General features: G+C 72.8%; 17 protein-coding genes and 2 pseudogenes. 4 read left to right on the top strand and 15 right to left on the bottom strand.

The annotated features are described in order from the left end of the window. Positions 1-6: 6 nt before the first annotated feature. The 6 genes from ACFY3C_RS07925 to ACFY3C_RS07900 form a co-directional block, all read right to left on the bottom strand. Positions 7-987 (bottom strand): helix-turn-helix domain-containing protein, encoded by a 981-nt coding sequence (locus tag ACFY3C_RS07925; RefSeq protein WP_390770138.1) that lies wholly within the window; start codon positions 985-987, stop codon positions 7-9. A gap of 108 nt (positions 988-1,095) precedes the next feature. Next, positions 1,096-1,815, bottom strand: coding sequence for an alpha/beta hydrolase (locus ACFY3C_RS07920; RefSeq protein WP_390770137.1), 720 nt, complete (start codon positions 1,813-1,815; stop codon positions 1,096-1,098). A 21-nt stretch (positions 1,816-1,836) separates the two neighbouring features. Continuing rightward, positions 1,837-2,808, bottom strand: coding sequence for an alpha/beta hydrolase (locus ACFY3C_RS07915; protein WP_386577653.1), 972 nt, complete (start codon positions 2,806-2,808; stop codon positions 1,837-1,839). Positions 2,809-3,026: 218 nt separating this feature from the next. After that, a complete protein-coding gene (locus tag ACFY3C_RS07910) occupies positions 3,027-3,950 on the bottom strand; it encodes a helix-turn-helix domain-containing protein (protein ID WP_390770136.1) in 924 nt (307 codons plus the stop codon). Positions 3,951-4,059: 109 nt separating this feature from the next. Then, entirely contained in the window at positions 4,060-5,886 is a 1,827-nt protein-coding gene (locus tag ACFY3C_RS07905; RefSeq protein ID WP_390770357.1) for a BTAD domain-containing putative transcriptional regulator, read from the bottom strand. Positions 5,887-5,964: 78 nt separating this feature from the next. Beyond that, positions 5,965-8,793 carry a BTAD domain-containing putative transcriptional regulator gene (locus ACFY3C_RS07900; RefSeq protein WP_390770135.1) on the bottom strand — a complete coding sequence of 943 codons (2,829 nt, stop codon included), beginning with the start codon at positions 8,791-8,793 and terminating at the stop codon, positions 5,965-5,967. Positions 8,794-8,964: 171 nt separating this feature from the next. Between ACFY3C_RS07900 and ACFY3C_RS07895 the strand changes: the two genes are divergently transcribed. Then, positions 8,965-9,522 carry a hypothetical protein gene (locus ACFY3C_RS07895; protein WP_390770134.1) on the top strand — a complete coding sequence of 186 codons (558 nt, stop codon included), beginning with the start codon at positions 8,965-8,967 and terminating at the stop codon, positions 9,520-9,522. A 98-nt stretch (positions 9,523-9,620) separates the two neighbouring features. Beyond that, the gene (locus ACFY3C_RS07890; RefSeq protein WP_390770133.1) at positions 9,621-10,448 is read left to right on the top strand and encodes a maleylpyruvate isomerase family mycothiol-dependent enzyme; all 828 of its coding nucleotides are present in this window, start codon (positions 9,621-9,623) and stop codon (positions 10,446-10,448) included. Between the two features lie 6 nt (positions 10,449-10,454). On the opposite strand, the gene ACFY3C_RS07885 is transcribed toward ACFY3C_RS07890, so the two are convergent. The 8 genes and pseudogenes from ACFY3C_RS07885 to ACFY3C_RS07850 form a co-directional block, all read right to left on the bottom strand. Next, a complete protein-coding gene (locus ACFY3C_RS07885; protein ID WP_145884255.1) occupies positions 10,455-10,682 on the bottom strand; it encodes a hypothetical protein in 228 nt (75 codons plus the stop codon). After that, the gene (locus ACFY3C_RS07880) at positions 10,669-10,959 is read right to left on the bottom strand and encodes a DUF6400 family protein (RefSeq protein ID WP_386577648.1); all 291 of its coding nucleotides are present in this window, start codon (positions 10,957-10,959) and stop codon (positions 10,669-10,671) included. Before ACFY3C_RS07880 ends, ACFY3C_RS07885 begins: the two co-directional genes overlap by 14 nt. Before the next feature lie 63 nt (positions 10,960-11,022). Next, positions 11,023-11,757 carry a hypothetical protein gene (locus ACFY3C_RS07875; protein WP_386577647.1) on the bottom strand — a complete coding sequence of 245 codons (735 nt, stop codon included), beginning with the start codon at positions 11,755-11,757 and terminating at the stop codon, positions 11,023-11,025. Positions 11,758-11,835: 78 nt separating this feature from the next. Then, entirely contained in the window at positions 11,836-12,804 is a 969-nt protein-coding gene (locus ACFY3C_RS07870; protein WP_390770356.1) for a threo-3-hydroxy-L-aspartate ammonia-lyase, read from the bottom strand. 306 nt (positions 12,805-13,110) lie between these two features. Continuing rightward, positions 13,111-13,383: pseudogene (locus tag ACFY3C_RS07865) on the bottom strand (alanine racemase); the annotation flags it as partial. A 65-nt stretch (positions 13,384-13,448) separates the two neighbouring features. Continuing rightward, positions 13,449-14,384: an ornithine cyclodeaminase family protein gene (locus ACFY3C_RS07860; protein ID WP_390770132.1), complete on the bottom strand. Its 936-nt coding sequence runs from the start codon at positions 14,382-14,384 to the stop codon at positions 13,449-13,451. A 10-nt stretch (positions 14,385-14,394) separates the two neighbouring features. Continuing rightward, entirely contained in the window at positions 14,395-15,033 is a 639-nt protein-coding gene (locus ACFY3C_RS07855; RefSeq protein ID WP_386577645.1) for a transcriptional regulator, read from the bottom strand. Between the two features lie 127 nt (positions 15,034-15,160). Next, positions 15,161-16,939, bottom strand: coding sequence for a bifunctional sugar phosphate isomerase/epimerase/4-hydroxyphenylpyruvate dioxygenase family protein (locus ACFY3C_RS07850; protein ID WP_390770131.1), 1,779 nt, complete (start codon positions 16,937-16,939; stop codon positions 15,161-15,163). A 262-nt stretch (positions 16,940-17,201) separates the two neighbouring features. Between ACFY3C_RS07850 and ACFY3C_RS07845 the strand changes: the two genes are divergently transcribed. Continuing rightward, positions 17,202-17,996 (top strand): IclR family transcriptional regulator, encoded by a 795-nt coding sequence (locus ACFY3C_RS07845; protein ID WP_390770130.1) that lies wholly within the window; start codon positions 17,202-17,204, stop codon positions 17,994-17,996. A gap of 97 nt (positions 17,997-18,093) precedes the next feature. Here the strand turns inward: ACFY3C_RS07845 and ACFY3C_RS07840 are convergent. Beyond that, positions 18,094-18,369 (bottom strand): annotated as a pseudogene (locus ACFY3C_RS07840) (short-chain fatty acyl-CoA regulator family protein); the annotation flags it as partial. A gap of 59 nt (positions 18,370-18,428) precedes the next feature. On the opposite strand from ACFY3C_RS07840, the gene metE reads away from it, so the two are divergent. Continuing rightward, complete coding sequence (gene metE / locus ACFY3C_RS07835; protein WP_390770129.1) at positions 18,429-20,732, top strand: 5-methyltetrahydropteroyltriglutamate--homocysteine S-methyltransferase; 2,304 nt, start codon at positions 18,429-18,431, stop codon at positions 20,730-20,732. Positions 20,733-20,774 lie beyond the last annotated feature (42 nt).

Here is a 20,774-nt window from a genome sequence, read left to right as displayed (position 1 = left end):
GGCGGGTCACACGGTCACGGCGATACGCACCCCGTCCGACGCACCGTCAAGCTGCCATTCCCTGGGCGTCATCCCGTACGCGGCGCGGAAGCAGCGGCTGAAGTGGCTGGGGTTCACGAAACCCCAGCGGCGGGCGACCGCTGCCACGCCGCCCGACTGCGCCTCGGGCCTCAGCAGGTCCCGTCGGCAGCGTTCCAGGCGCTGCAGCCGTATCCAGCAGCCCACCGTCACGCCCTCGGAGCGGAACAGCTGGTGCAGGGAGCGGACCGACATGAAGTGTGCCGCGGCGATCCCTGACGGGGAGAGTTCCGGGTCGGACAGGTTGCGCACGATGTGGTCCTTCACGCGCACCAGGGTGGCCGCGGCGGTCTCCGAGGACGGTGGCGCGAGGCGTCCGCGCCGCTCGTCGATCAGCAGCGCCAGCAGGTCGAGCGCCGTGGCGGCGACCTGCCGGCCCGCGGTGTCGTCGAAACTGTCCGCCGCACGCGCCACGCGGGTGAAGTACGTCGACACCAGTGCGGCGCTCGCCTCGTCGGGACGGAACGCGGTCGCCGTCACCGCCCGCAGATCCTCGTCCGGCACACGAAGGGCCTGGCGGGGGAAATGGAAGGACGTGAAGCGGAATCTCTCGTCGAGTCTCTTTCTGAACGGGCGGGAGGAATCCGAGAGGGAGAACTCGCCGGGCCGTATCACGGTCTCCCGGCCGTCCTGCTCCTTGAGTGAGGAACCCCGCAGCTGGAGGCTGAGGGTCAGGAACTCCTGGCCGTCACGGGCGATGAGACGTCTGCTGCGCGTCACCAGTTGCGGGCCCGCCTCGACATGGGCGACCTGGAGTACGCCGACGCGCCGGCCGACGATGCTTCCCGGGGACGGTTCCCGCTCCAGAAAGGTGACGTCGAGCGGGATGAAGGTACGGGACACCGCCTCGTGCCAGCGCTCGGCCCGGGCGGAGGCGGCGAGGGGCGCCGTGGAGAGAACGTCGGACACCAGGCTCCACGAAGAGTCGGAAGGCAAATCAGGTACGGGCTCGGAAGGAAAGTCACGTACGGGCTCGCCCTCCCGCACGGGCGGAAGGGCGAGCTTCGTGGCGTGCGGTCAGCTCGTCGCGCGGACCGCGTCGCGGATCAGTGCGGCGACCTCCTTGGGCTGGGACACGGCGACCGCGTGCGACGCGCCCTCCAGCTCCATGACGATCGCTCCGGCCCGCTTCGCGCCGTAGCGCTCGACCTCCGGGTTGATCGCCTCGTCCGCGCCGGCGATCAGCGCCCAGGCCGGCTTGGTCTGCCACGCGGCGGCGGAGGCGGTCTCCTCGAAGGCCGCGGCGGCGAGCGGGCGCTGGGCCACCGCGAGGACCTTGGTGACCTCGGGGGCCACGTCGGCGGCGAAGACCGACGGGAAGGCGTCCGCCGCGATGGTGACCTCGACGGCGTCCTCGCCGTCCGGGCCGGGGTACGTCCACTGCTTCAGGTTGCTCACCAGCGGCGAGAGCGGGAAGCGGCCCTGCAGCTCACCGAGGCTCTCGCCCTCCTCGAGGACATAGGCGGCCACGTAGACCAGCCCGACGACGTTCTCGACGGTGCCGGCCACGGTGATGAGCGCACCGCCGTACGAGTGGCCGACCAGCACGACGGGGCCGTCGATCTGGGCGGCCGCGGAGGCGATGTAGGCGGCGTCGGAGGCGAGGCCGCGCAGCGGGTTGGGCGGCGCGACGACGGGGATCCCCTCGCGCTGCAGTTCCTCGATTACCCCGGACCAGCTGGTCGCGTCGGCGAACGCGCCGTGGACGAGGACGACCGTGGGAGTGGAGGCGGTCATGTCGGTGCAGTCTCCTCGGCTTCAGGCGGTGTGCAGGGCCGCGTGCAGGGTGCGGACGGCCAGGGTGATGGCGGCCTCGGCGGCGTGGGTGCCGCGCAGGGCGTTGAGCATGACGAAGTCGTGGATGATGCCCTGGAAGCGCACCGCGGTGACGGGCACACCGGCCTCGCGGAGCTTGTTGGCGTAGGCCTCGCCCTCGTCGCGCAGCACGTCGGCCTCACCGGTGATGACCAGCGCCGGGGGCAGGCCCGTCAGCTGCTCGGTGGTGGCGCGCAGCGGGGAGGCGGTGATCTGCGCCCGCTCGGCCTCGTCGGTCGTGTACTGGTCCCAGAACCACTGCATGCCGTCGCGGCGCAGGAAGTAGCCGGTGGCGAACTGGCGGTAGGAGCCGGTGTCGAAGTTCGCGTCCGTGACCGGGTAGAACAGCACCTGCTGGACCAGCGGGAGGCCGCCGCGCTCCTTGGCCATCAGGGTGAGGGCGGCGGTCATGTTGCCGCCGACGGAGTCACCGGCCACGGCCAGCCGGGAGCCGTCCAGGCCCTTGGCGGCGCCCTGCTCGACGACCCACCGGGCGACGGCGAAGTTCTGCTCGATGGCGACCGGGTAGCGGGCCTCGGGCGACAGGTCGTACTCGGGGAAGACGACCGCGGCGTTAGCGCCGACGGCGAGTTCGCGCACCAGGCGGTCGTGGGTGTGGGCGTTGCCGAAGACCCAGCCGGCGCCGTGGATGTAGACGATCACCGGGAGGGTGCCGGTGGCGCCGGCGGGCTTGACGATGCGTGCCCGGACGCTGCCCGTGGGGCCGCCCGAGACGGTGATCCACTCCTCGTCGACGGCCGGCTTCTCGATCTCGCCGGACTGCACCTCGTCGACCGCCTTGCGGCCCTCCGCCGGGGCCAGGTCGAACAGGTACGGCGGGTTGGCGGTCGCGCGGGCGAACTCGGCGGCGGCGGGTTCCAGGACCGGCTGGACCGGTGCTACGGCGTCGGACATCGATTCTCCTCGGATGATCGGGGGCGCCGGATCGCATGGTGAGATGGTGAATCCGCTGAGTACTCCGGCACCGCTGAGCGCCACCGTAGATCCGCTGGGCGGAGGTCAATTGCCTGTGAGCGAACGGCCGGTGTGCCGACAGTGCACGGATGCGCGCGGCACCGCCGAGGGTGCGTGCGCTGGGGGAATGGTTCGGTGCGCCGACGGGAAGCAGCCGGCTACCGGCCAGCGGAGTCCCGCCACTCGCTCGGGGTCATCCCGTACGTGGCCCGGAAGACGCGGCTGAAGTGCGTGGCGCTGGCGAAGCCCCAGTGGCCCGCCACCGCGGCGATGGTCCGGATCCCGCGGGAACGGTCCGTGAGTTCGCGCCGGCACTCCTCCAGCCGGCGCAGCAGGATCCGCCGGCCGACGGTGGTCCCTTCGTCGGCGAAGAGCTTGTGCAGGTAACGCACGGAGATGTGGTGGGCGCGGGCGATCCGCTCGGGGGACAGCTCCACGTCACTCAGGTTCAGGTCGATGAACCTGAGGATCCGGCACACCAGGGCCGACTGGTCGTCGGCGGCCGCCCTCCCGTGTTCCCGCAGATGCTCCGTGGCGAGGGTGGTGAGCAGGTTCACGGCGTTCCAGGCGAGCATCTCGCCGACCGTGGCCCGGGACGTGACGGCGGTGTCGGCGAGGTCGGACAGGAACGGCGAGAGGAGCGAGCCCATCCGGGAGCCGCGGCGCACCGGCACCCTGGTGATCCGGTGCAGGTCGCGGTCCGCGAGCCCCAGCAGTTCGCGTGAGAGCAGGAACGTCTTCGTACGGCATCGCTCGGGGAGGTCCAGCGCGGGCGGGTGGTGCAGGTCGTAGAAGCAGATGTCGCCGGGGCCGAGTTCGCCGTCCACGGAAGGTTCCTGCAGTAACAGCGGCCCGCCGCCCCGCACGCCCACGAAGAGGAACTCGCCGCTGTCCCGGGCGATCCACCTGCGGGGCCCTGCGGTGAGGTCCGGTTGCGCGTGCGGCGAGCGTTCGCGGGGCAGCACGGCGGGGGCCGCGTCCGTGATGAGGATGTCGAGTCCCATGGCCCGTCGCCACACCGGTCCCGGTTGCGGTGACCCCGGGTGTCCGCCGCTCGTCTCGATGCCGGTCGTCGCCGTCATCTTTCGTCGCCTCCGCTCTGTCGTCACGTGAAGCGGCGATGGAGAAGGCCACTTCGCCGCGAGCGTAGGTCGGGAGATGTGCAAAAAGAGTGACAAGGAAGTGAGGGGGCTACTCGGTGAGTTCGGCGGCGAAGGCACGCAGCAGCTCGTGCAGGGCGTAGTGGCCGGGCCCGGCTTCGGTGACGAGGTGCGCCTCGGCCAGCTCGCCCAGGAGGGTCCGAGCCTCGTACACCGGCAGGTCGGCCAGTGCTGCGGCGGCACCGGCCGTGACGAGGGGACCGGTGTGCCGCGGAAGCAGCCGGAACAGCCGGGCGCCCTGCGCCGACAGGGTGCGGTAGGAACAGCCGAACGCGGCGCGGGCGTCGGCCGCCCCCTTGGCGGAGGAGAAGGCGTCGAGGCTGCCGTGGGAGGCGCGGAGTTCGGCGGCGAGGGCGGCCAGCGGGAAGTCTCTGCGGCTGGCGGCGCGCGCGGCGACGACGGCGAGGGCCAGCGGCAGCCGCCCGCACCGTACGACGATCTCCTCGGCCGCCTCGGGTTCGGCGGCCACCCGCTCGGAGCCGATCCGCCGGGCCAGGACGGCGCGGGCGTCCGCCGCGGACGGCAGGTTCAGGCGCAGCGGGCGGGCGCCGGCGGCGATCAGGCCGGCCAGTCCGTTGCGGCTCGTGACCACGGTCAGGCAGTCGGGCGAGACGGGCAGCAGAGGGCGGAGCTGCTCGGCGTCGGCGGCGCCGTCGAGGAGGAGGAGAAGGCGGCGGCCCGCCAGCAGGCCTCGGTAGAGGCCGACGAGCGCGTCGACGCCCTCAGGCATCCGCTGTGCGGGCACTCCGAGGGCGGCGAGGAGCTGCCGGAGCGCCTCGGCGGGTGCCAGGGCGGCCCGGCGCGGGTCGAAGCCGCCCAGGTCCACGTGGAGTTGGCCGTCCGGGAAGCGGTCGGCGGCGCGGTGCGCCCAGTGCACCGCGAGGGTGGTCTTGCCGATGCCCGCCATTCCGCTGATCAGGACGGTCGCGGGCAGGTGGGCGGTCGTCACAGTGGCGTCGGCGAGGGCGCTCAGCGTGTCCAGCTCGGTGCTGCGGCCCGTGAAGACGGCGAGGTCGGGCGGCAACTGGGCGGGCCGGACGAAGGGTTCCGGAGACTTCGCGCGCGCCGACGGCGTGTTCCGCGCGGTGATGTGCCCGGCGGGTTGCACCTCCTGGCGCAGGACGCGGGCGTGGGCGGCGCCCAGCTCGGGACCGGGTGCGACGCCCAGCTGGGTGGCCAGGTCGCGCCGGACGTGCTCGTACGCGGTCAACGCCTCGGCCTGCAGTCCGCAGGCCGCCAGCGACATGACCAGTCGGGCGTGCAACGGCTCGTCGAGCGGTTCGAGTTCGGCGGCTCTGCGCAGGGCGGGGAGCACCTGCTCCGGCCTGCCGCACAGCAGGGCTGCGTCCGCTGCCATCTGCGCGGTGTGCACGATGTCCCGCTCCACGGCCGCGAAGTGCGGGTGCGCGCGTGTGGCCGCGGGTATCCCCGTCGCCACCGGACCGCGCCACAGGGCGAGGGCGTCGGCGAAGTGCCGTACCGCTTCCTCCGGTCGTCCGGTGGCGGCGGCCCGCATGCCCTGCCGGGCGAGGTCGCGGAAGCACAGCAGGTCGACCTCGGCGGTGTCCGCCGCCAGCAGATAGCCACCGGTGCGGCCGAGCAGGCGCTGTCCGGGCACGCGCGGCGGCAGCCCCGGTTCGAGCAGCCTGCGCAAGGCACCGACGTAGCGGCGCACCACGTTCCGGGCACTTGCAGGGGGCTGCCCGGACCAGAGCACGTCGACGATCTCGCTCATCCGCATGGACCGGCCCGTGTGCACCAGCAGCAGCCCGAGCAGGGCCCGTTGCTGCGGAAAGCCGAGGTCCAGCTCGGTCTCCCCCCGTACCACACGCAGGGATCCGAGCACTTCGAACCGCATCACTTCACCGAGCCTCGTCCCGCACGGCCACCGACCGCTGACTGCCGACCACCGCCGCATCGCGCGTGTGCGCGCCGCTCACACCGCGCCCGGCCATTCTTCCCGCCCGTCGAGTCTGGCCCGGACCCGGTCGGCGTCGGGGTGGCCGAGTGCGGTGAGGAGGGTGAGGGCCTCCTCCCAGGCGGCCCGGGCGCCGTCGCGGTCGCCGGTGGCCAGGTGGGTCTCGCCGATGCGGGTGAGCGTGTCGGCCTCCGGGTACGGCGCCCCGAGCGCGCGGTACAGGGTCAGCGCGTTGCGGTAGCCGAGCAGGGCCTGTGGGTGGCGCCCGAGGTGGTGGTAGGCGTAGGCGATGCTGTCCCAGGTCGCGGCCTGGCCGTAGCGGTCGCCCAGGTCCTGGAGCAGGGTCAGGGCTGCGAAGCAGTGGGCGAGCGCCTGCCGGTGCTCGCCGAGCAGGACGTGGTACCAGCCGACGGAGTTGAGGACACTGGCCTGCGCCGGCCGGTGGCCCGCGGTACGGAACAGGTCGAGGGCGAGCCGGTTGTGCCGCAGGGCCCCGGCCAGGTCGCCCTGCTGCTCGCTCGTCCAGCCCAGGCTGCGGTGGGTGCCCGCCCGGCCGACGAGGTCACCGAGGCCGGTGAACAGCTCCAGGGCTCGTTCGAGGTGGGCGCGGGCCTCCTCGTGCAGCCCCAGTCTGCCCGCCGCCCGGCCGAGGCCGCGCAGGGCGCGGGCCTCCAGCGCGGGATCGGCGAGCCGCAGCGCGGCGTCGAGCGCGGTGCGCTGGGCGGCCAGTCCGTCGTGCCAGTGGCCGCGCCGTTGGAAGTACGGCTCCAGGGACCAGGTCAGCAGACACGCGAGCCGGTCGCGTCGGGAGGCCGCCGCCTCCTGGATGACGGCGGGCAGCGCCCCGTACTCGGCACCGAGCCAGGCCAGGGCCTGGCTGTCGTCGGCGAACGGGTCGGCGGGCGTGCCCTCCGGCAGGGGCAGCAGATCCCCGCTGGGATCGAGGAGCGCACCGGCGGCATGGGCGCGTTGCAGGTAGTGCGCGAACAGCCTGTCGCTCGCCTCCTGCCGCTCGGCCTCGTCGTGGTGGGTCCGGAGGAGTTCGGCTGCGTGCGCGCGGAGCAGGTCGTGGAAGGCGTAGCGGCCGGGCGCAGGTTCGTTGACGAGGTGGACGCCGGAGAGTTCGGCGAGCAGGGGACGCACCTGACGGAGCGGCAGTCCGGCGAGCGCGGCCGCGGCGGCCGGGGACACGTCCGGGCCGGGGTGCAGGGCCAGGAGCCGGAAAAGCCGGGCGGCCTCGGCCGACACGGCACGTACGGACCAGGAGAACACCGTGGCGACGTCCGCCGAGGTGTCGGACCGGGTGAAGGCGTCGAGGCTGCCCTGGGCCTCGCGGAGTTCGGCGGCCACGGCGGCCAGCGGGAAGTGCGGACGGAGGGCGGCGCGGGCGGCCACGCAGGCGAGGGCGAGGGGCAGTCCGGCACACCGGGTGATGATCGCGTCGACCGCCCCGGGTTCGGCGGCGATCCGTTCCGCGCCCAGCCGGCCGGCGAGGAACGCCCGCGCCTGGCCGGTGTCGAACGGCCGCAGGGCCAGGGAGCGGGCTCCGTGGGCGGCCACCAGGCCGGTGAGTTCGTCCCGGCTGGTGACGATGGTGAGGCAGCCGGGCGCGCCGGGCAGCAGCGGCCGCACCTGCTCCGCATCGCGCGCGTTGTCGAGCAGGACGAGCACCCGCCGTCCGGACAACACGCTGCGGTAGAGCGCGGCCTGTGCGTCCGGGCCCTGCGGGATGCGCTCGGGCGGCACCCCGAGCGCGTCGAGGAAGCCGCGCAGGGCCTCCCCCGGCTCGGTGATCGCCCCGGACGGAGCGAAGCCGCGCAGGTCGACGTAGAGCTGGCCGTCCGGGTACCGGTCGGCGACCCGGTGGGCCCAGTGGACGGCGAGCGTGGTCTTGCCCACCCCCGCCATGCCGCCGAGCGCGGAGATCAGGACCGTATCGGCGTGCTCCGCGTCGCCCGCGAGCGAGCCGAGCACCTCCGCCAGCTCGGTGTGCCGTCCGGTGAACGTGGGCAGGTCGTGGGGCAGTTGGGCGGGTACGGCGGGGTGCGTGCCCGGGGATTCCGGGTGCGGTGTGTCGGCGCCCTGGCCGGTCGCCTCGTGCAGTGCGTCCCGCAGTTCGGGGCCGGGGTCGATGCCCAGCTCGTCGGCGAGGCGGGCGCAGGCGGTCCGGTGCGTGTCCAGCGCCTCGGCGCGACGCCCGGTGGCCGCGAGGGCCAGGACCAGCCGGGCCAGCAGGGGCTCGTCCAGCGGGTGCGCGGCGGCGGCCTGCCGGAGTTCCGGCAGCACCCTGTCCGGTACACCGGCGTGCAGCGCCGCGTCGGCCGCCTCGCGCACGGCGGCGAGGCGCTCGCGCTCCGGCCCGCCGACCGCGATGCGCTCGCGCACGTCCGGGGAGATCCCGGCGGCAACCGGTCCGTTCCACAGCGACAGCGCTTCGGCGAGCCGCTCCACGGCCCGTGCGGGCGAGCCCTCGGCGGTCGCCCGCCGGGCTTCGTCCCGCAACTCGCGGAAGCGTACGAGGTCCAGGGCGTCGCCGTCGGTGACCAGCCGGTAGCCGCCGGCGCCGCGCACCAGCCGGCGGCCCGACGCCCGCGCGGGCAGCCCCGGCTCCAACAGGCGGCGCAGGGAGCCGACATGGCGGCGGACGACGTTGACGGCGGTGCGCGGCGGGTGCGGTCCCCACAGCGCGTCGACGATCTCGGGTACGGGCACGGGCTGGCCTGCACGAAGCAACAGGAGGGCCAGCAGCGCCTGTTCCTGAGGCCCCCCGAGTTCCAGCTCGCGCTCCCCGCGCCAGACCCGCACCGGCCCCAGCACCGCGAACCGCACGGCCGACTCGTCCGGCATGACGCCCCCCCTCCGGTCTGCCTCCCCGGACTCGAATGTACGTCACCGGATCGGTAACCGAGAGTTACTGCACCGCGAGACCCCAGGAACTTCCGGCATCTCTGCGTGCAACCTTTCGCCATAGTTGCGTGTCTCACCCCATAACAGCATGACTCGACCAAGGGGGACATCATGCGAAGAATTGGGGCAGTGATAGCAGCGCTCCTTCTGGCGGGCGCAGGGTTGGGGACGGCGTCGAGCGCGGCGGCGCAGGCGACGGCCTGTCCGACCGGCTGGGGCAGCCTCGCCAAGGGCGGCCCCACCGCCGGCGCCGTGCCGCTCGACGACATCAGGACCGGTCGGCACGCCTGCTTCGACCGCATGGTCTTCGACGTGCCCGGCGGGGGCCGTTCCCTCGGCTACTCCGTCAAGTACGTCCACCGGCTCTATCAGACCGCCAGCGGCCGGTACATCCCGGTCGGCGGCGGGGCGATCCTCGACGTCCACATCGGCGCGCCGAGTTACGACCCGGAGACCGGCGCGGTGACGTACCCGGGACGGGTGGGCCGCACCCTTCCCGGCGTGAACGTCAGCGGGTACCGCACCTTCCGGGACACCCGGTTCGCCGGCAGCTTCGAGGGAGAGACGCAGATCGGTCTCGGGGTCCGGGCCCGGCTGCCGTTCCGGGTGCTCCAGCTGTCCGACCGTCTGGTGATCGACGTGGCCCACAACTGGACGGGCAGCCGCTGATCACGGGCCGCACGCACGCTTGCCCTGTGTTCCCGCGTCTGGTTGGGTACCCGGCACCCCGTACGCACGGGGGACGGCAGGCGGGAGGGGCGGGCGGCGTGCGGCCGACGGAACGACAGGACACCGAGGGGCTGTTGCCCGAGGGACTCGGGCAGGCGATACGCGGGACCGCCGAGGACATCGCCGCGCTGTTGCGGGGTGTGCCCGACACGGCGGTTCCCGTACCGGGTTCGGAGTGGACCGTCGGCGAGGCGGCCGCGCATCTGGCCCTGGCCAACGAGCTGATGGCCGACCTCGCCGCCGGGCGCGAACGCCCCTACGGCGACGGCACCCCGCAGAGCCTGGCCGCGGCGAACGAGGAGTCGCTCGCCGTCTTCGAAGAGCGCCGGGCGGAGCCGCTGGCGACGATGATCGCGGAGCAGGCCGAGGCCTTCCTGGACGCCATGACGCGGACGGCCGCCCAAGACCCCGCACCGACCACGCCGCTGGGCCCCATGGACCGCGACGTTCTCGCGTCCTACCTGCTCACGCACATGCTGGGCCATGGATACGATCTCGCGCGCGCCCTGGACCGCCCGCACATGGTCGACGGCCCGCGCGTGAGCCTCTGCATGCCGTTCGTGCTCTCGGTCATGCCGCGCGTCACGAACACCGCGGCCACCGCCGGTCTCACGGCTCGCTACACGGTCCGGCTCCGCGGGGGCGAGGCGTTCGGCGTGGCCTTGGCCGACGGTGCCGTGCAGGTGACCCCGGGGACGCCGCAGGACCGCTCGGACTGCACCATCCTCATCGAGCCCACCGCCTTCCTGCTCGTCGCGCTGGGCCGGCTCAACCCGTGGCGTGCCATCGCCCGGGGACAGATCCTCGCCTGGGGATCCAAGCCCTGGCTGGCCCCACGCTTCCCGACCCTGTTCACCGCGCCCTGAGCCGGCTCACCCCTGGGACCGGGTGGCTCCGAAGTGGGTCTCGTGGTTCCAGACGTGGGTGCAGGACGGGCACTGCAGGTGGAGCAGGCTGCCGGTGTTGGAGAGCAGGTAGCGCCAGTGGGAGCGGCACTCACCGCCCTGCGCGCAGGTGGCGCACTGCCGGCGGTCGTCGCAGTTCGGGCAGTCCACCCAGGCACGGCGCCCGATGTCGGCCTGCGGATCAAGCGGCAGCATCGCCGCCCCCGCGCCTGGGGAGCACCCCGGCAGCGACCAGCTCGTCGTAGATCCGCTGCTGCTCCGCGTCGAGGCCGGAGTACAGCAGGTCGTACGCCTCCTCCTCACCGCGCAGCGCCGCGACGGGGTCCCAGTCGGGCCCCAGAGCGGCCAGGGCGTGCGTGCGCCGGAGCATCTCGTGCGCGGTCAGGTCGACGACGAACTCGACCGGCTCGGACTCGCTCACCGCGGCAGGCTCGTCCGGCTCGCCAGGAAGGATGGGGCCAAAGGAGGACATACGACCGAACGTAGGTAACCCTTTCCCGCCACGGCAAGAGCAGGTGGGGGAAGTCACAGCAGGTCACTTCAGGATGTTCACGGCCCGCGCGACCACCAGGACCACGGTCACCAGGGAGACCGAGGACTGCAGCATCATCAGCATCTTCGCCCACCGGGAGAGCGGCATCACGTCGGTCGGGCTGAAGGCGGTGGAGTTGGTGAAGGACAGGTACAGGTAGTCCAGGAACGCCGGCTCCCAGTCCGGCGGGGCGACCTCCGGGCTCTGCATCTGCACGAAGAGGAAGTCGGCGTGCTGCTGCCGGCCGAGGGCCCGCGCCATCGGGCCGCCGCGGTCCCACTCCCAGTACCACAGGGCGAACACGATGACGTTCGTCAGCCAGATGCCGCCGCCGGTCAGCAGCAGCGGCACCGCGTCCTTGCCCGCGCGGCCGCTCACCAGGTCCGCGACGAGCCGGAGGGCCGCCAGGCCGTTGGCCAGGCTGATGACGGAGATCAGGCCCAGGCCGAGCCACCTCAGCCATCGTGTCTGCGGCTCGACCCGCCGGGGGTTCGCGGCGATCAGGCCGGCCAGCAGCACCAGCTCCAGTACGGGCAGCGCCCAGTACGGCTGGAGCGCGAGCCGGTGCGGCAGCATCAGCTGCAGGGCGACCGCCACCAGGATCACGGCGGTCACCGCCCAGCGCGGCTCCCCGCGCGTCGCCCGCCGCCACGCGGGGACCAGATCACGCTCGCCGGTCTCCAGCAGCCGCTCGACCCTGGCCAAGCGGTTCTCGGCGTCGCCCATGTCATCGGTCATGGCGAAGATTGTCCCGGCTGGCGGTCCGCGCGCCGTAGGGGGTGTCGGGCACCGGGCGTACGGGCGCTGACCTGCGGTTCAGCCGCCGATGAGGGCGGTGAACCGATCGGTGTCGATGTTGCCGCCCGAGGCGATGACACCGATCCGCCGCGGAAGGTTCTCGACGCGTCCGGCCAGCAGGGCCGCCAGGCCCGAGGCGCCGCTGGGTTCCAGGACGATCTTCAGGCGCTCGAAGGCGAACCTCATGGCTTGGACGATCTCCTCGTCGCTGACGAGCGTGACGGCGTCGACCAGGCGCTGGTTGACGGCGAAGGTGATCTCGCCGGGGGTGGAGAGCGCCTGGCCGTCGGCGATGGTGCGGGGCACGGGAATGGTGACGCGCTCGCCGCTCTCCAGGGAGCGCTTGGTGTCGTCGCCCGCCTCGGGCTCGACGCCGATCATCCGGACGCCCGGGTGCAGGGCCTTGGCGGTGGTGGCGCTGCCGGCGATGAGACCGCCCCCGCCGACGGGCACGACCAGCGCGTCGAGTTCTCCGGTGTCCTCGAGGAGTTCGAGGGCGGCGGTGCCCTGGCCGGCGATGACGTGGGGGTGGTCGTAGGGCGGGATCAGGGCCAGGCCGCGGTCCTCGGCCAGGGCCTCGCCGAGGGCGGTGCGGTCCTGGGTGTAGCGGTCGTACGTGACGATCTCCGCCCCGTAACCGACGGTGGCCTCCATCTTGGAGCGGGGGGCGTCCTCGGGCATCAGGATGACGGCGCTGGTGCCCAGTTCGCGGGCGGCCAGGGCGGTGGCCTGGGCGTGGTTGCCGGAGGAGTAGGCGGCGATGCCCTTGGCCAGCTGCTCGGGAGAGAGCTGGGCCGCCGCGTTGTAGGCCCCGCGGATCTTGAAGGCGCCGATCCGCTGGAAGTTCTCGCACTTGATGAACACCTCGGCGCCGACGAGGGCGTCGAGCGTGCGTGAGGTGAGGACGGGGGTGCGGTGGGCAATGCCCTTGAGGCGCGCGGCGGCCTCACGGACGTCGTCGAACGTTACGGGCGAAACGGCGGCCATGTGTGTCCTTGCGGTAGGAGGCGGGAGGTGATCGGGGACCTCGGCGGGCGGGCTACCAGCCGCTGACGCGGTTCCAGACCCCCTGGATCGTGGGCGTGGGGCCGTCGGGCCGGCTGCCGTCGACGACGTGGTAGCCGTGGTGCTGGGCCGCTGTGGCGGGTGGTTGGGCAGGACGCGCAGGCGGGTGTGGGGGCACCTCCCACGCCCTTGACGCAGTGAGGGAGCATGCGTGGCGTCGCAGGGCAGACGGGAGTTTGACGGGTGGAGCCGACCCCGATGACGGGCACGGGCGGCCCGCAGTGCGTCGGCCGCGGAGACGGCGGCGTCGCGTTCGTTCTTCGCTGCCAGGCGCTGGTCCTCCGCGGTGTGGGCGAAGCAGGACTCCCCCGCGTGCGTCAGGTCGCCGTCGAGGCCGCCCGCCTCGTGCAGGACGCGGCCGATGGCGACGAGCCCGGGCGCGTCGGGCCTGAGGCCGCCGCGGTGGCCGTCGCAGTCGATCTCGATCTGGGCGGGCAGAGCGATGCCCGCTTCGCGCGCGGCGTCGGCGACGGCTGTCGCCTGTTCGGTGCTGTCGAGCACGTCGACGACGGCGAACGGGGTGTCGGGATCGGCCAGGCTCCGAACGTGCGCCGGTGGTGCGGTGGTCACAGGGTCATGTCCAGCTTCTTCAGAAGGGCCAGGCCCAGATAGAGGTCCTGCAGGCCGATGCCGGAGCTGTCGAAGACCGTGATGTCGTCGTCGGCGCGTCCCGCGACCCGGCCGGTGAGGACCTGGCCGAGCGGGGTGAGCACGGTCTCCTCCGGGGCATGCTGGCTCTCGCCCATGCGACGGGCCTGCTCGGGCAGATCGCAGAAGACGCGCGCCACGGAGAACAGTCCGGGGTCCAGCTCCCGCTTGCCGGGAGCGTCGGCGCCCATGCAGGAGATGTGGGTGCCGGGCCGGACCCACTCGGCCGGGAACAAGGGCGGGGCGTCGGCAGTGGCGTTGGTGGCGGTGACGATGACATCGGCCCGGGCGCAGGCCTCCTCGGCGCCGGTGACTGTCGCCGTTCGGCCTTCCGACGCGAGATCGGCTGCCATCCGTGCGGCGCGGTCCTTGTCGCGGCCCACGACCAGGACCTCCTGCACGGGCCGGACCCGACTGACGGCCCGTACCTCGTAGGCGGCCTGGTGCCCGGTGCCGAACACGGCCAGCGTGGTGGCGTCGGGGCGGGCCAGCAGATCGACGGCGAGGGCGTCGGCTGCCGCGGTCCGGTAGGCGTTGGCCTTGCCGACCTCCAGGACGGCGGCGATCCGGCCGATCGTCTGGTCGAAGAGCAGCAGGGTGGAGTGGTGGCGCGGCAGTCCCTGCTCCGGGTTGCCCGGCCAGTAGCTGCCGATCTTCACCCCGGCGTGCGTGGCGGAGGCCGACGGCTTGAGCGTGAACCGGTTTCTCGGGTCGGATCCGTGCACGGCCAGACTGGGGAAGACCGCGCCGTCGACGGTCGCGGCGAACGCCTCGCGCGCCGCCTGCAGAGCGAGGTCCTCGTCGACGACCGCGGCGGTCTCTTCCTCGGTGATGTGCAGCAGACGGCGGCTCATGAGTGGCCCTTCACTTGGTGTAGTTGTAGACGGTCGCGCGGGACACACCGAGCAGGTCCGCGATCGTCTGGGCGGCATCACGCGAGTCGAAGTAGCCGTCCGAGTGCAGCTGCCGTACGAGCGCCTTCTTGCCCTCCCGGCCCAGCGACCTGGGGGTTCCCCCACGCTCCGCGGCGAGCGCCTCCACCGCCCGGCGCAGTTCCCGGGCGTTGCGGTCGCGCAGGGTCTCCAGCGGCTGTTCGCGGTGCTCGGTGTCGGTGGCGACGAGGTTGGACAGGGCGAGCGTGACCGGTGACAGCACGGAGACGTCGAGGTTCAGGCACAGGGCCGCGATGTACTCGCCGGCGCTGTTCCTGATGCCGATCGACGTGCTCTTGGCCGGGCGGCCGTCCGGGAACTGGTTCGGGTAGTTCTGGATGACGCTCGGATACTGCGGGTCGGCGATGCGGGCCAGCCCCAACTCGGTTGCGGAGTCGCCGACTTGTCGGCCGGAGAGGTTGTTCTCGATCGCCCGGATCGCGTGCTCCGGATCGCGCAGGTCGTGCAGAACCACCTCGCACAGCCCCGGGAACATCCGGCCCAGGGCGACGGCGATCCTCTCCGTCTCGCGGATGAGGTGCTCGTCCGCCTCGGCCGCAGCGGTACCCATGACGTGAGCCTCCCGCACAACGAACTTCGACTCATTTTCCAACTCTGGACAGTAAGGCTAAGCGATTGCACCGTCACCGTCCAGCAGCCGACCGCCAACGCCCCCATACGTCTGGCCGCCCTGCGCACTACCTCCGCTGGGCGGCCAGACGTATGGGGGCGTTGGCGGCGCCGTATCCGCGGTAGCCGCCGGACCGTTGCACGAACTCGAAGAAGACGTGGCCGACCGTCTCCGTGTAGCAGTGCCGGAACTCGCCGCCGTTCTTGTCCCGGTCGTAGAGGATCCCGAGTTCGCGGTACGTCTCCCACTCGCCCTCGCGAAACTCGTACCGCGCCCGAAGGTCGTCGTAGTAGTTGGCGGGCACCTGCAGCAGGCCGGCGCCCGCGGCACGGAAGCGGCGCACCGCCGCGACGATGTCGTCGACGGCGAAGGCCACGTGCTGAGCCCGGGTGCCGGCCTCGTCCGTGGGGCTCGGGGCGAGGTTGAGGACCAGCCGTGGTCCGGCGTGCGCGGCGGACAGGGCGCGGCTGCGGAAGAGGCCGTAGGGATCGGCGAGTTCGACGGTGTCGTGCGGGCTCAGGCCGAGCACCGCGCGATGAAAGAGCACCGCCTCGTCGAAGTGGTGCCAGGGCTGGGTGAGCGCGAGATGGTCGATGCCGGTGACGCCGGAGGTCCGGCTCGCCTCCCGGTGCTCGAAGTCGTCCGTCCAGCTGGGGAGTCCGGGTCGGCGGGTGGCGCAGAAGAGCACTTCGGTGCCGTCGGGTGCGGCGACCGACTCCAGGGGGACGTCCTGCTCGGCGCGGCGCCTGGGGAGGGCGGGGGCGAGCAGGGCCTCGGCGCGGCGGGCGGAGGCCTGCGGATCCGGCGACTCCAGACCGATGGCGGCCAGCCTCGTGCCGGCGCGACGGGTGGCGGCTCCGGCGTTGACCAGGACCCGGGCCTCGCCCTGCTCCCACAGGTCGACGGGCTTGCCGCGGTGCCGGGCGGTGCGGGTGAAGCCGAGCGCGGACAGCAGGTCGCCGACGGGCTGGGGGTCGCCGGCGGCGAGTTCGGCGAAGGCCACGCCGGAGGGTGCGGCCGGTGCCGGCAGGGCGGACACGCCGGCGCTCTCCTCCAGGGCGAGCAGGGACCGCAGACCGTCCACGGCGGTGCGGCCCGCGTCCGCCTGGCGGAACACGTCGTTGAAGACCTCCAGGGACAGCGGCCCCCGGTAGCCGGTGGCGAGCACATGCCGTACCAGGCCGGCGACGTCGAAGCCGCCCTGGCCGGGGAAGCAGCGGTAGTGGCGGCTCCACTGCAGGACGTCCATGGCGAGCAGCGGGGCGTCGGCCAGCTGGAGGAAGAAGATCTTCTCGCCGGGTATGCCCTCGATGCCCTTGGGGTCCGATCCCCGGGAGAGGATGTGAAAGCTGTCCAGGCAGGTGCCCAGCGCCGGGTGGCCGGCGGTCTCGACGATGCGCCAGGCATGGTCGTACGTGTTCACGTGCCGCCCCCAGGCGAGCGCCTCGTAAGCGACGCGAATGCCGAACTCATCTGCCAGATCCGCCAGTTGACTCAGCTGTCGCGCGGCGAGCGCGTCGTCGTCCACCGTCTGCGGGGAGACGTTGGAGCAGACGAGGACGGTGTCGACGCCGAGCCGGGTCATCAGCTCGAACTTGTGCCGGGCGCGGCGGAGGTTGCGGGCGAACTCGTCGGCGGGCACGGCCTCGATGTCCCGCATCGGCTGGTAGAGATCGATGGTCAGGCCCAGGTCCGCCGTGCGGGCGGCGATCTCCTCGGGCGACAGGGGGCTCGCGAGCAGGTCGTTCTCGAAGATCTCGACGCCATCGAAGCCGGCGCGCGCCGCCGCGGTGAGCTTCTCGGTCAGGGTGCCACTGAGACAGACGGTGGCGATCGACTTACGCATGGCCGCTCCCTACACTGATCCAGGTCTGCGGGGAGACCGCTAGGCGGATCACCTGTTCCACTGTGCGGTCAGACTAACCACGCGAAGGGCTTCGAACAAGGGTGCATCGAGCCGGGTCGGAGGCTGCGGAGCCGTCGAGGGCTGCGACAGGATGGTCCGGTGTTGCGGTTTCCCCGGTCCGTACAGCGGACTACGGTCGGGGGTGTCATGGACGGATGGGCGCGACACGCGAGACGGGTCGGCCACAGCGGGGAGGCAGCAGGTGAGCGTGGAAGAGACGCCGACGGGAGGCGACCGGGATCAGCAGCCCACCGGGGTGCGCAGTGTCCGGCGGGCCTTCGACATCCTCAACCTGCTCAGCGAGCAGCGGCCCGTCATCACGCTACGGGAGATCACCGAGGCCACCGGGCTGGCGAAGACCACCGCGCTGCGGCTGGTACAGACCCTGGAGGAGAGCGGTCTGCTGTGGTCGCACCCGGCCGGCTACACCGCGGGGCCGGCACTGTGGCGCTGGGCCTATCTCGCCCGCAACCAGTGGGAGGTGCCGCAGGAGATCCGCAAGGTCATGCGCGACCTCGCCGACCGGCTCGGCGAGACGGTCAACCTCTTCGTCGCCCGGGACGTCCACCGCATCTGCGTCGCCCACGAGGAGAGCCCGCACCCGCTGCGTCATGTCGTCGACGTCGGCGACGAGCAGCCCCTGTGGGCCGGCGCCTCCTCCAAGATCCTCCTGCGCGACGCCTCCGATGCGCTCCTGCAGCGCGTGGCCGCCACTTCCCCCCACGGTGAGGTGTACGCCGATCAGCTGCGGACCTGGGCGGCCGATGCGGCCGAGCGGGGCTACGCGGTCAGCAGCAGCGAGTGGGACGAGGGACTGACCGCCGTGGCGGTGCCCGTCACCGGCCGCACCGGCCGGGTCGTCGGATCCCTCTCGCTGAGCGGTCCCAGCCACCGCTTCCCCTACGAGGCCGTCGAGCGCTTCGCCGCAGAACTCGCCCAGGGCGCCCGGCTCATCTCCGACCAGGGCTTCACCCACCCCCTGGGCAGCGAGGGTTGAGCCGACGGGAGGGTCACGTTCTCCCTCGCCGACGCGACGAAGTGCCGCACGAACTCCTCGCACCCGGTGCCGGGCACGCCCTCGGCTCGGGCACCCGTCAAGGGGCCGTCCCCATCACCGGATACGGGACAAAGGTGCTGGTGTTCTGGTCGATGCTCAATGGGCGGCCGAGGGGCGGTGCCGCGCGCTGGGGGCAGTCGAGGCGTTCGCAGACGCGGCAGCCCATGCCGATGGGGGTGGCTGCGGAGGCGCTGGCGAGGTCGAGGCCGTCGGAGTAGACGAGGCGGTGGGCGTGGCGGATCTCGCAGCCGAGGCCGATGGCGAAGGTCTTGCCGGGTTCGCCCCAGCCGCCGCGGTGCCGGGTGAGGGCGCGGGTCGCGCTCTCGTCCCGTCCCCGGGATCTCAGGGATCCATCTCGCGAAGGAGATCTCCGTGACCACCAAGCCCGCAGCCGCGGCAGCACGGGCCACCGTGTACGGCTACCCCCGTCAGGGACAGAGCCGGGAACTGAAGAAGGCGATCGAGGGCTACTGGACGGGCCGCGTCACCGCGGACGCCCTGCGTGCCACCGCCGCCGAACTGCGCCGCGCCACCTGGCGGCAGCTCGCCGAGGCCGGCATCGACGAGGTGCCGACCGGCGACTTCTCGTACTACGACCACGTACTCGACACCACCGTCATGGTCGGCGCGATCCCCGAGCGGCACCGGGCCGCCGTCGCCGCCGATCCGCTCGACGGGTACTTCGCCATGGCCCGCGGCACCCAGGACGCGGCGCCGCTGGAGATGACCAAGTGGTTCGACACCAACTACCACTACCTGGTCCCGGAACTGGGCCCGGACACGGTGTTCACGGCCGACTCGGCCAGGCAGGTCGCCGAGCACGCGGAGGCCCTCGCCCTGGGACTCACGGCCCGGCCCGTGCTCGTCGGGCCCGTCACCTACCTGCTGCTCGCCAAGCCCGCGCCCGGCGTGGCGCCCAGCTTCGACCCGCTCACCCTCCTCGACCGGCTGCTGCCGGTGTACGCCGAGATCCTCGCCGACCTGCGCGCGGCCGGTGCGCAGTGGGTGCAGCTGGACGAGCCCGCGCTGGTCGAGGAGCGCACCCCGGCCGAACTGGACGCCGTGGCTCGCGCCTACCGCGATCTCGGCGCGCTGACCGACCGGCCCAAGCTGCTGGTCGCCTCCTACTTCGGCCGGCTCGGTGAGGCCCTGCCGGTGCTGGCCAAGGCGCCGGTGGACGGACTCGCCCTGGACTTCACCGAGGCCGCCAACCTGGAGGCGCTCGCTGCGGTCGGCGGGCTGCCCGGCAAGCGCCTGGTCGCGGGTGTCGTCGACGGCCGCAACGTCTGGGTCAACGACCTGGAGAAGTCCCTCGCCACGCTCGGCACCCTGCTCGGCCTGGCCGGCCGGGTCGATGTGTCGGCCTCCTGCTCGCTGCTGCACGTCCCCCTCGACGCTTCAACGGAGCGGGACATCGCACCGCAGATCCGGCGCTGGCTCGCCTTCGCCCGGCAGAAGACCGCCGAAGTCGTCACCCTGGCCCGCGGACTGACCCGTGGCCCGGACGCGATCGCCGCCGAACTGTCCGCAAACCGCGCCGACCTCGCCTCCCGGGTCGGCTCCCCCATCACGCGCGATCCGGCCGTCCGCGCCCGCACCGCCGCCGTCACCGCCGCGGACGCCCGCCGCTCCCAGCCGTACCCCGAGCGGTCCGCCGCCCAGCGCGCCCACCTGCGCCTGCCCTTGCTGCCGACGACGACCATCGGCTCCTTCCCGCAGACCGGCGATCTGCGCACCGCACGGGCCGACCTGCGTGCGGGGCGCGTCGGCACGGAAGGCTACGAGGAGCGCATCAGGGCGGAGATCCGGGAGGTGATCTCCTTCCAGGAGCAGGCCGGCCTGGACGTCCTGGTGCACGGCGAGGCCGAACGCAACGACATGGTCCAGTACTTCGCCGAACAGCTCTCCGGCTACCTCGCCACCCGGCACGGCTGGGTCCAGTCGTACGGCACCCGTTACGTCCGCCCGCCGATCCTGGCCGGCGACATCTCCCGCCCCGAACCGATGACGGTGCGCTGGACGACGTACGCCCAGTCCCTCACCGACCGCCCGGTCAAGGGCATGCTCACCGGTCCGGTCACCATGCTCGCCTGGTCGTTCGTCCGTGACGACCAGCCGCTCGCCGAGACCGCCCGCCAGGTCGCCCTCGCCCTGCGCGACGAGGTGAACGACCTGGAGGCGGCGGGCACTTCGGTGATCCAGGTCGACGAGCCCGCGCTGCGCGAGACCCTGCCGCTGCGGTCCGCCGACCGCCCGGCCTACCTGGAGTGGGCCACGGAAGCCTTCCGGCTCTCCACCAGCGGCGTACGCCCGTACACCCAGATCCACACCCATATGTGCTACGCCGAGTTCGGCGACGTCGTCCAGGCCATCGACGCCCTCGACGCCGACGTCATCAGCCTGGAAGCCGCCCGCTCCCACATGCAGGTCGCCCGTGAACTCGCCGCCTACGGCTACCCGCGCGAGGCCGGACCGGGTGTCTACGACATCCACTCCCCGCGCGTGCCCGGCGCCGCCGAGGCGGCCGACCTCCTGCGCCTCGGGCTCAAGGCCATCCCCGCCGAACGCCTGTGGGTCAACCCGGACTGCGGGCTCAAGACCCGCGGCTGGCCGGAGGTACGGGCCTCCCTGGAGAACCTGGTCGCCGCGGCTCGGACCGTGCGCACGGAGATCTAGTCACCGAGCCCGCCCCGGCCGTACCGACCGGGGCGGGTCTGC

The sequence above is a fragment of the Streptomyces sp. NPDC001410 genome, from assembly GCF_042895235.1.
Lineage (GTDB): Bacteria > Actinomycetota > Actinomycetes > Streptomycetales > Streptomycetaceae > Streptomyces.
Note: the sequence above shows the minus strand (reverse complement) of the source record. Positions and strands in the feature narration are given on the sequence as shown.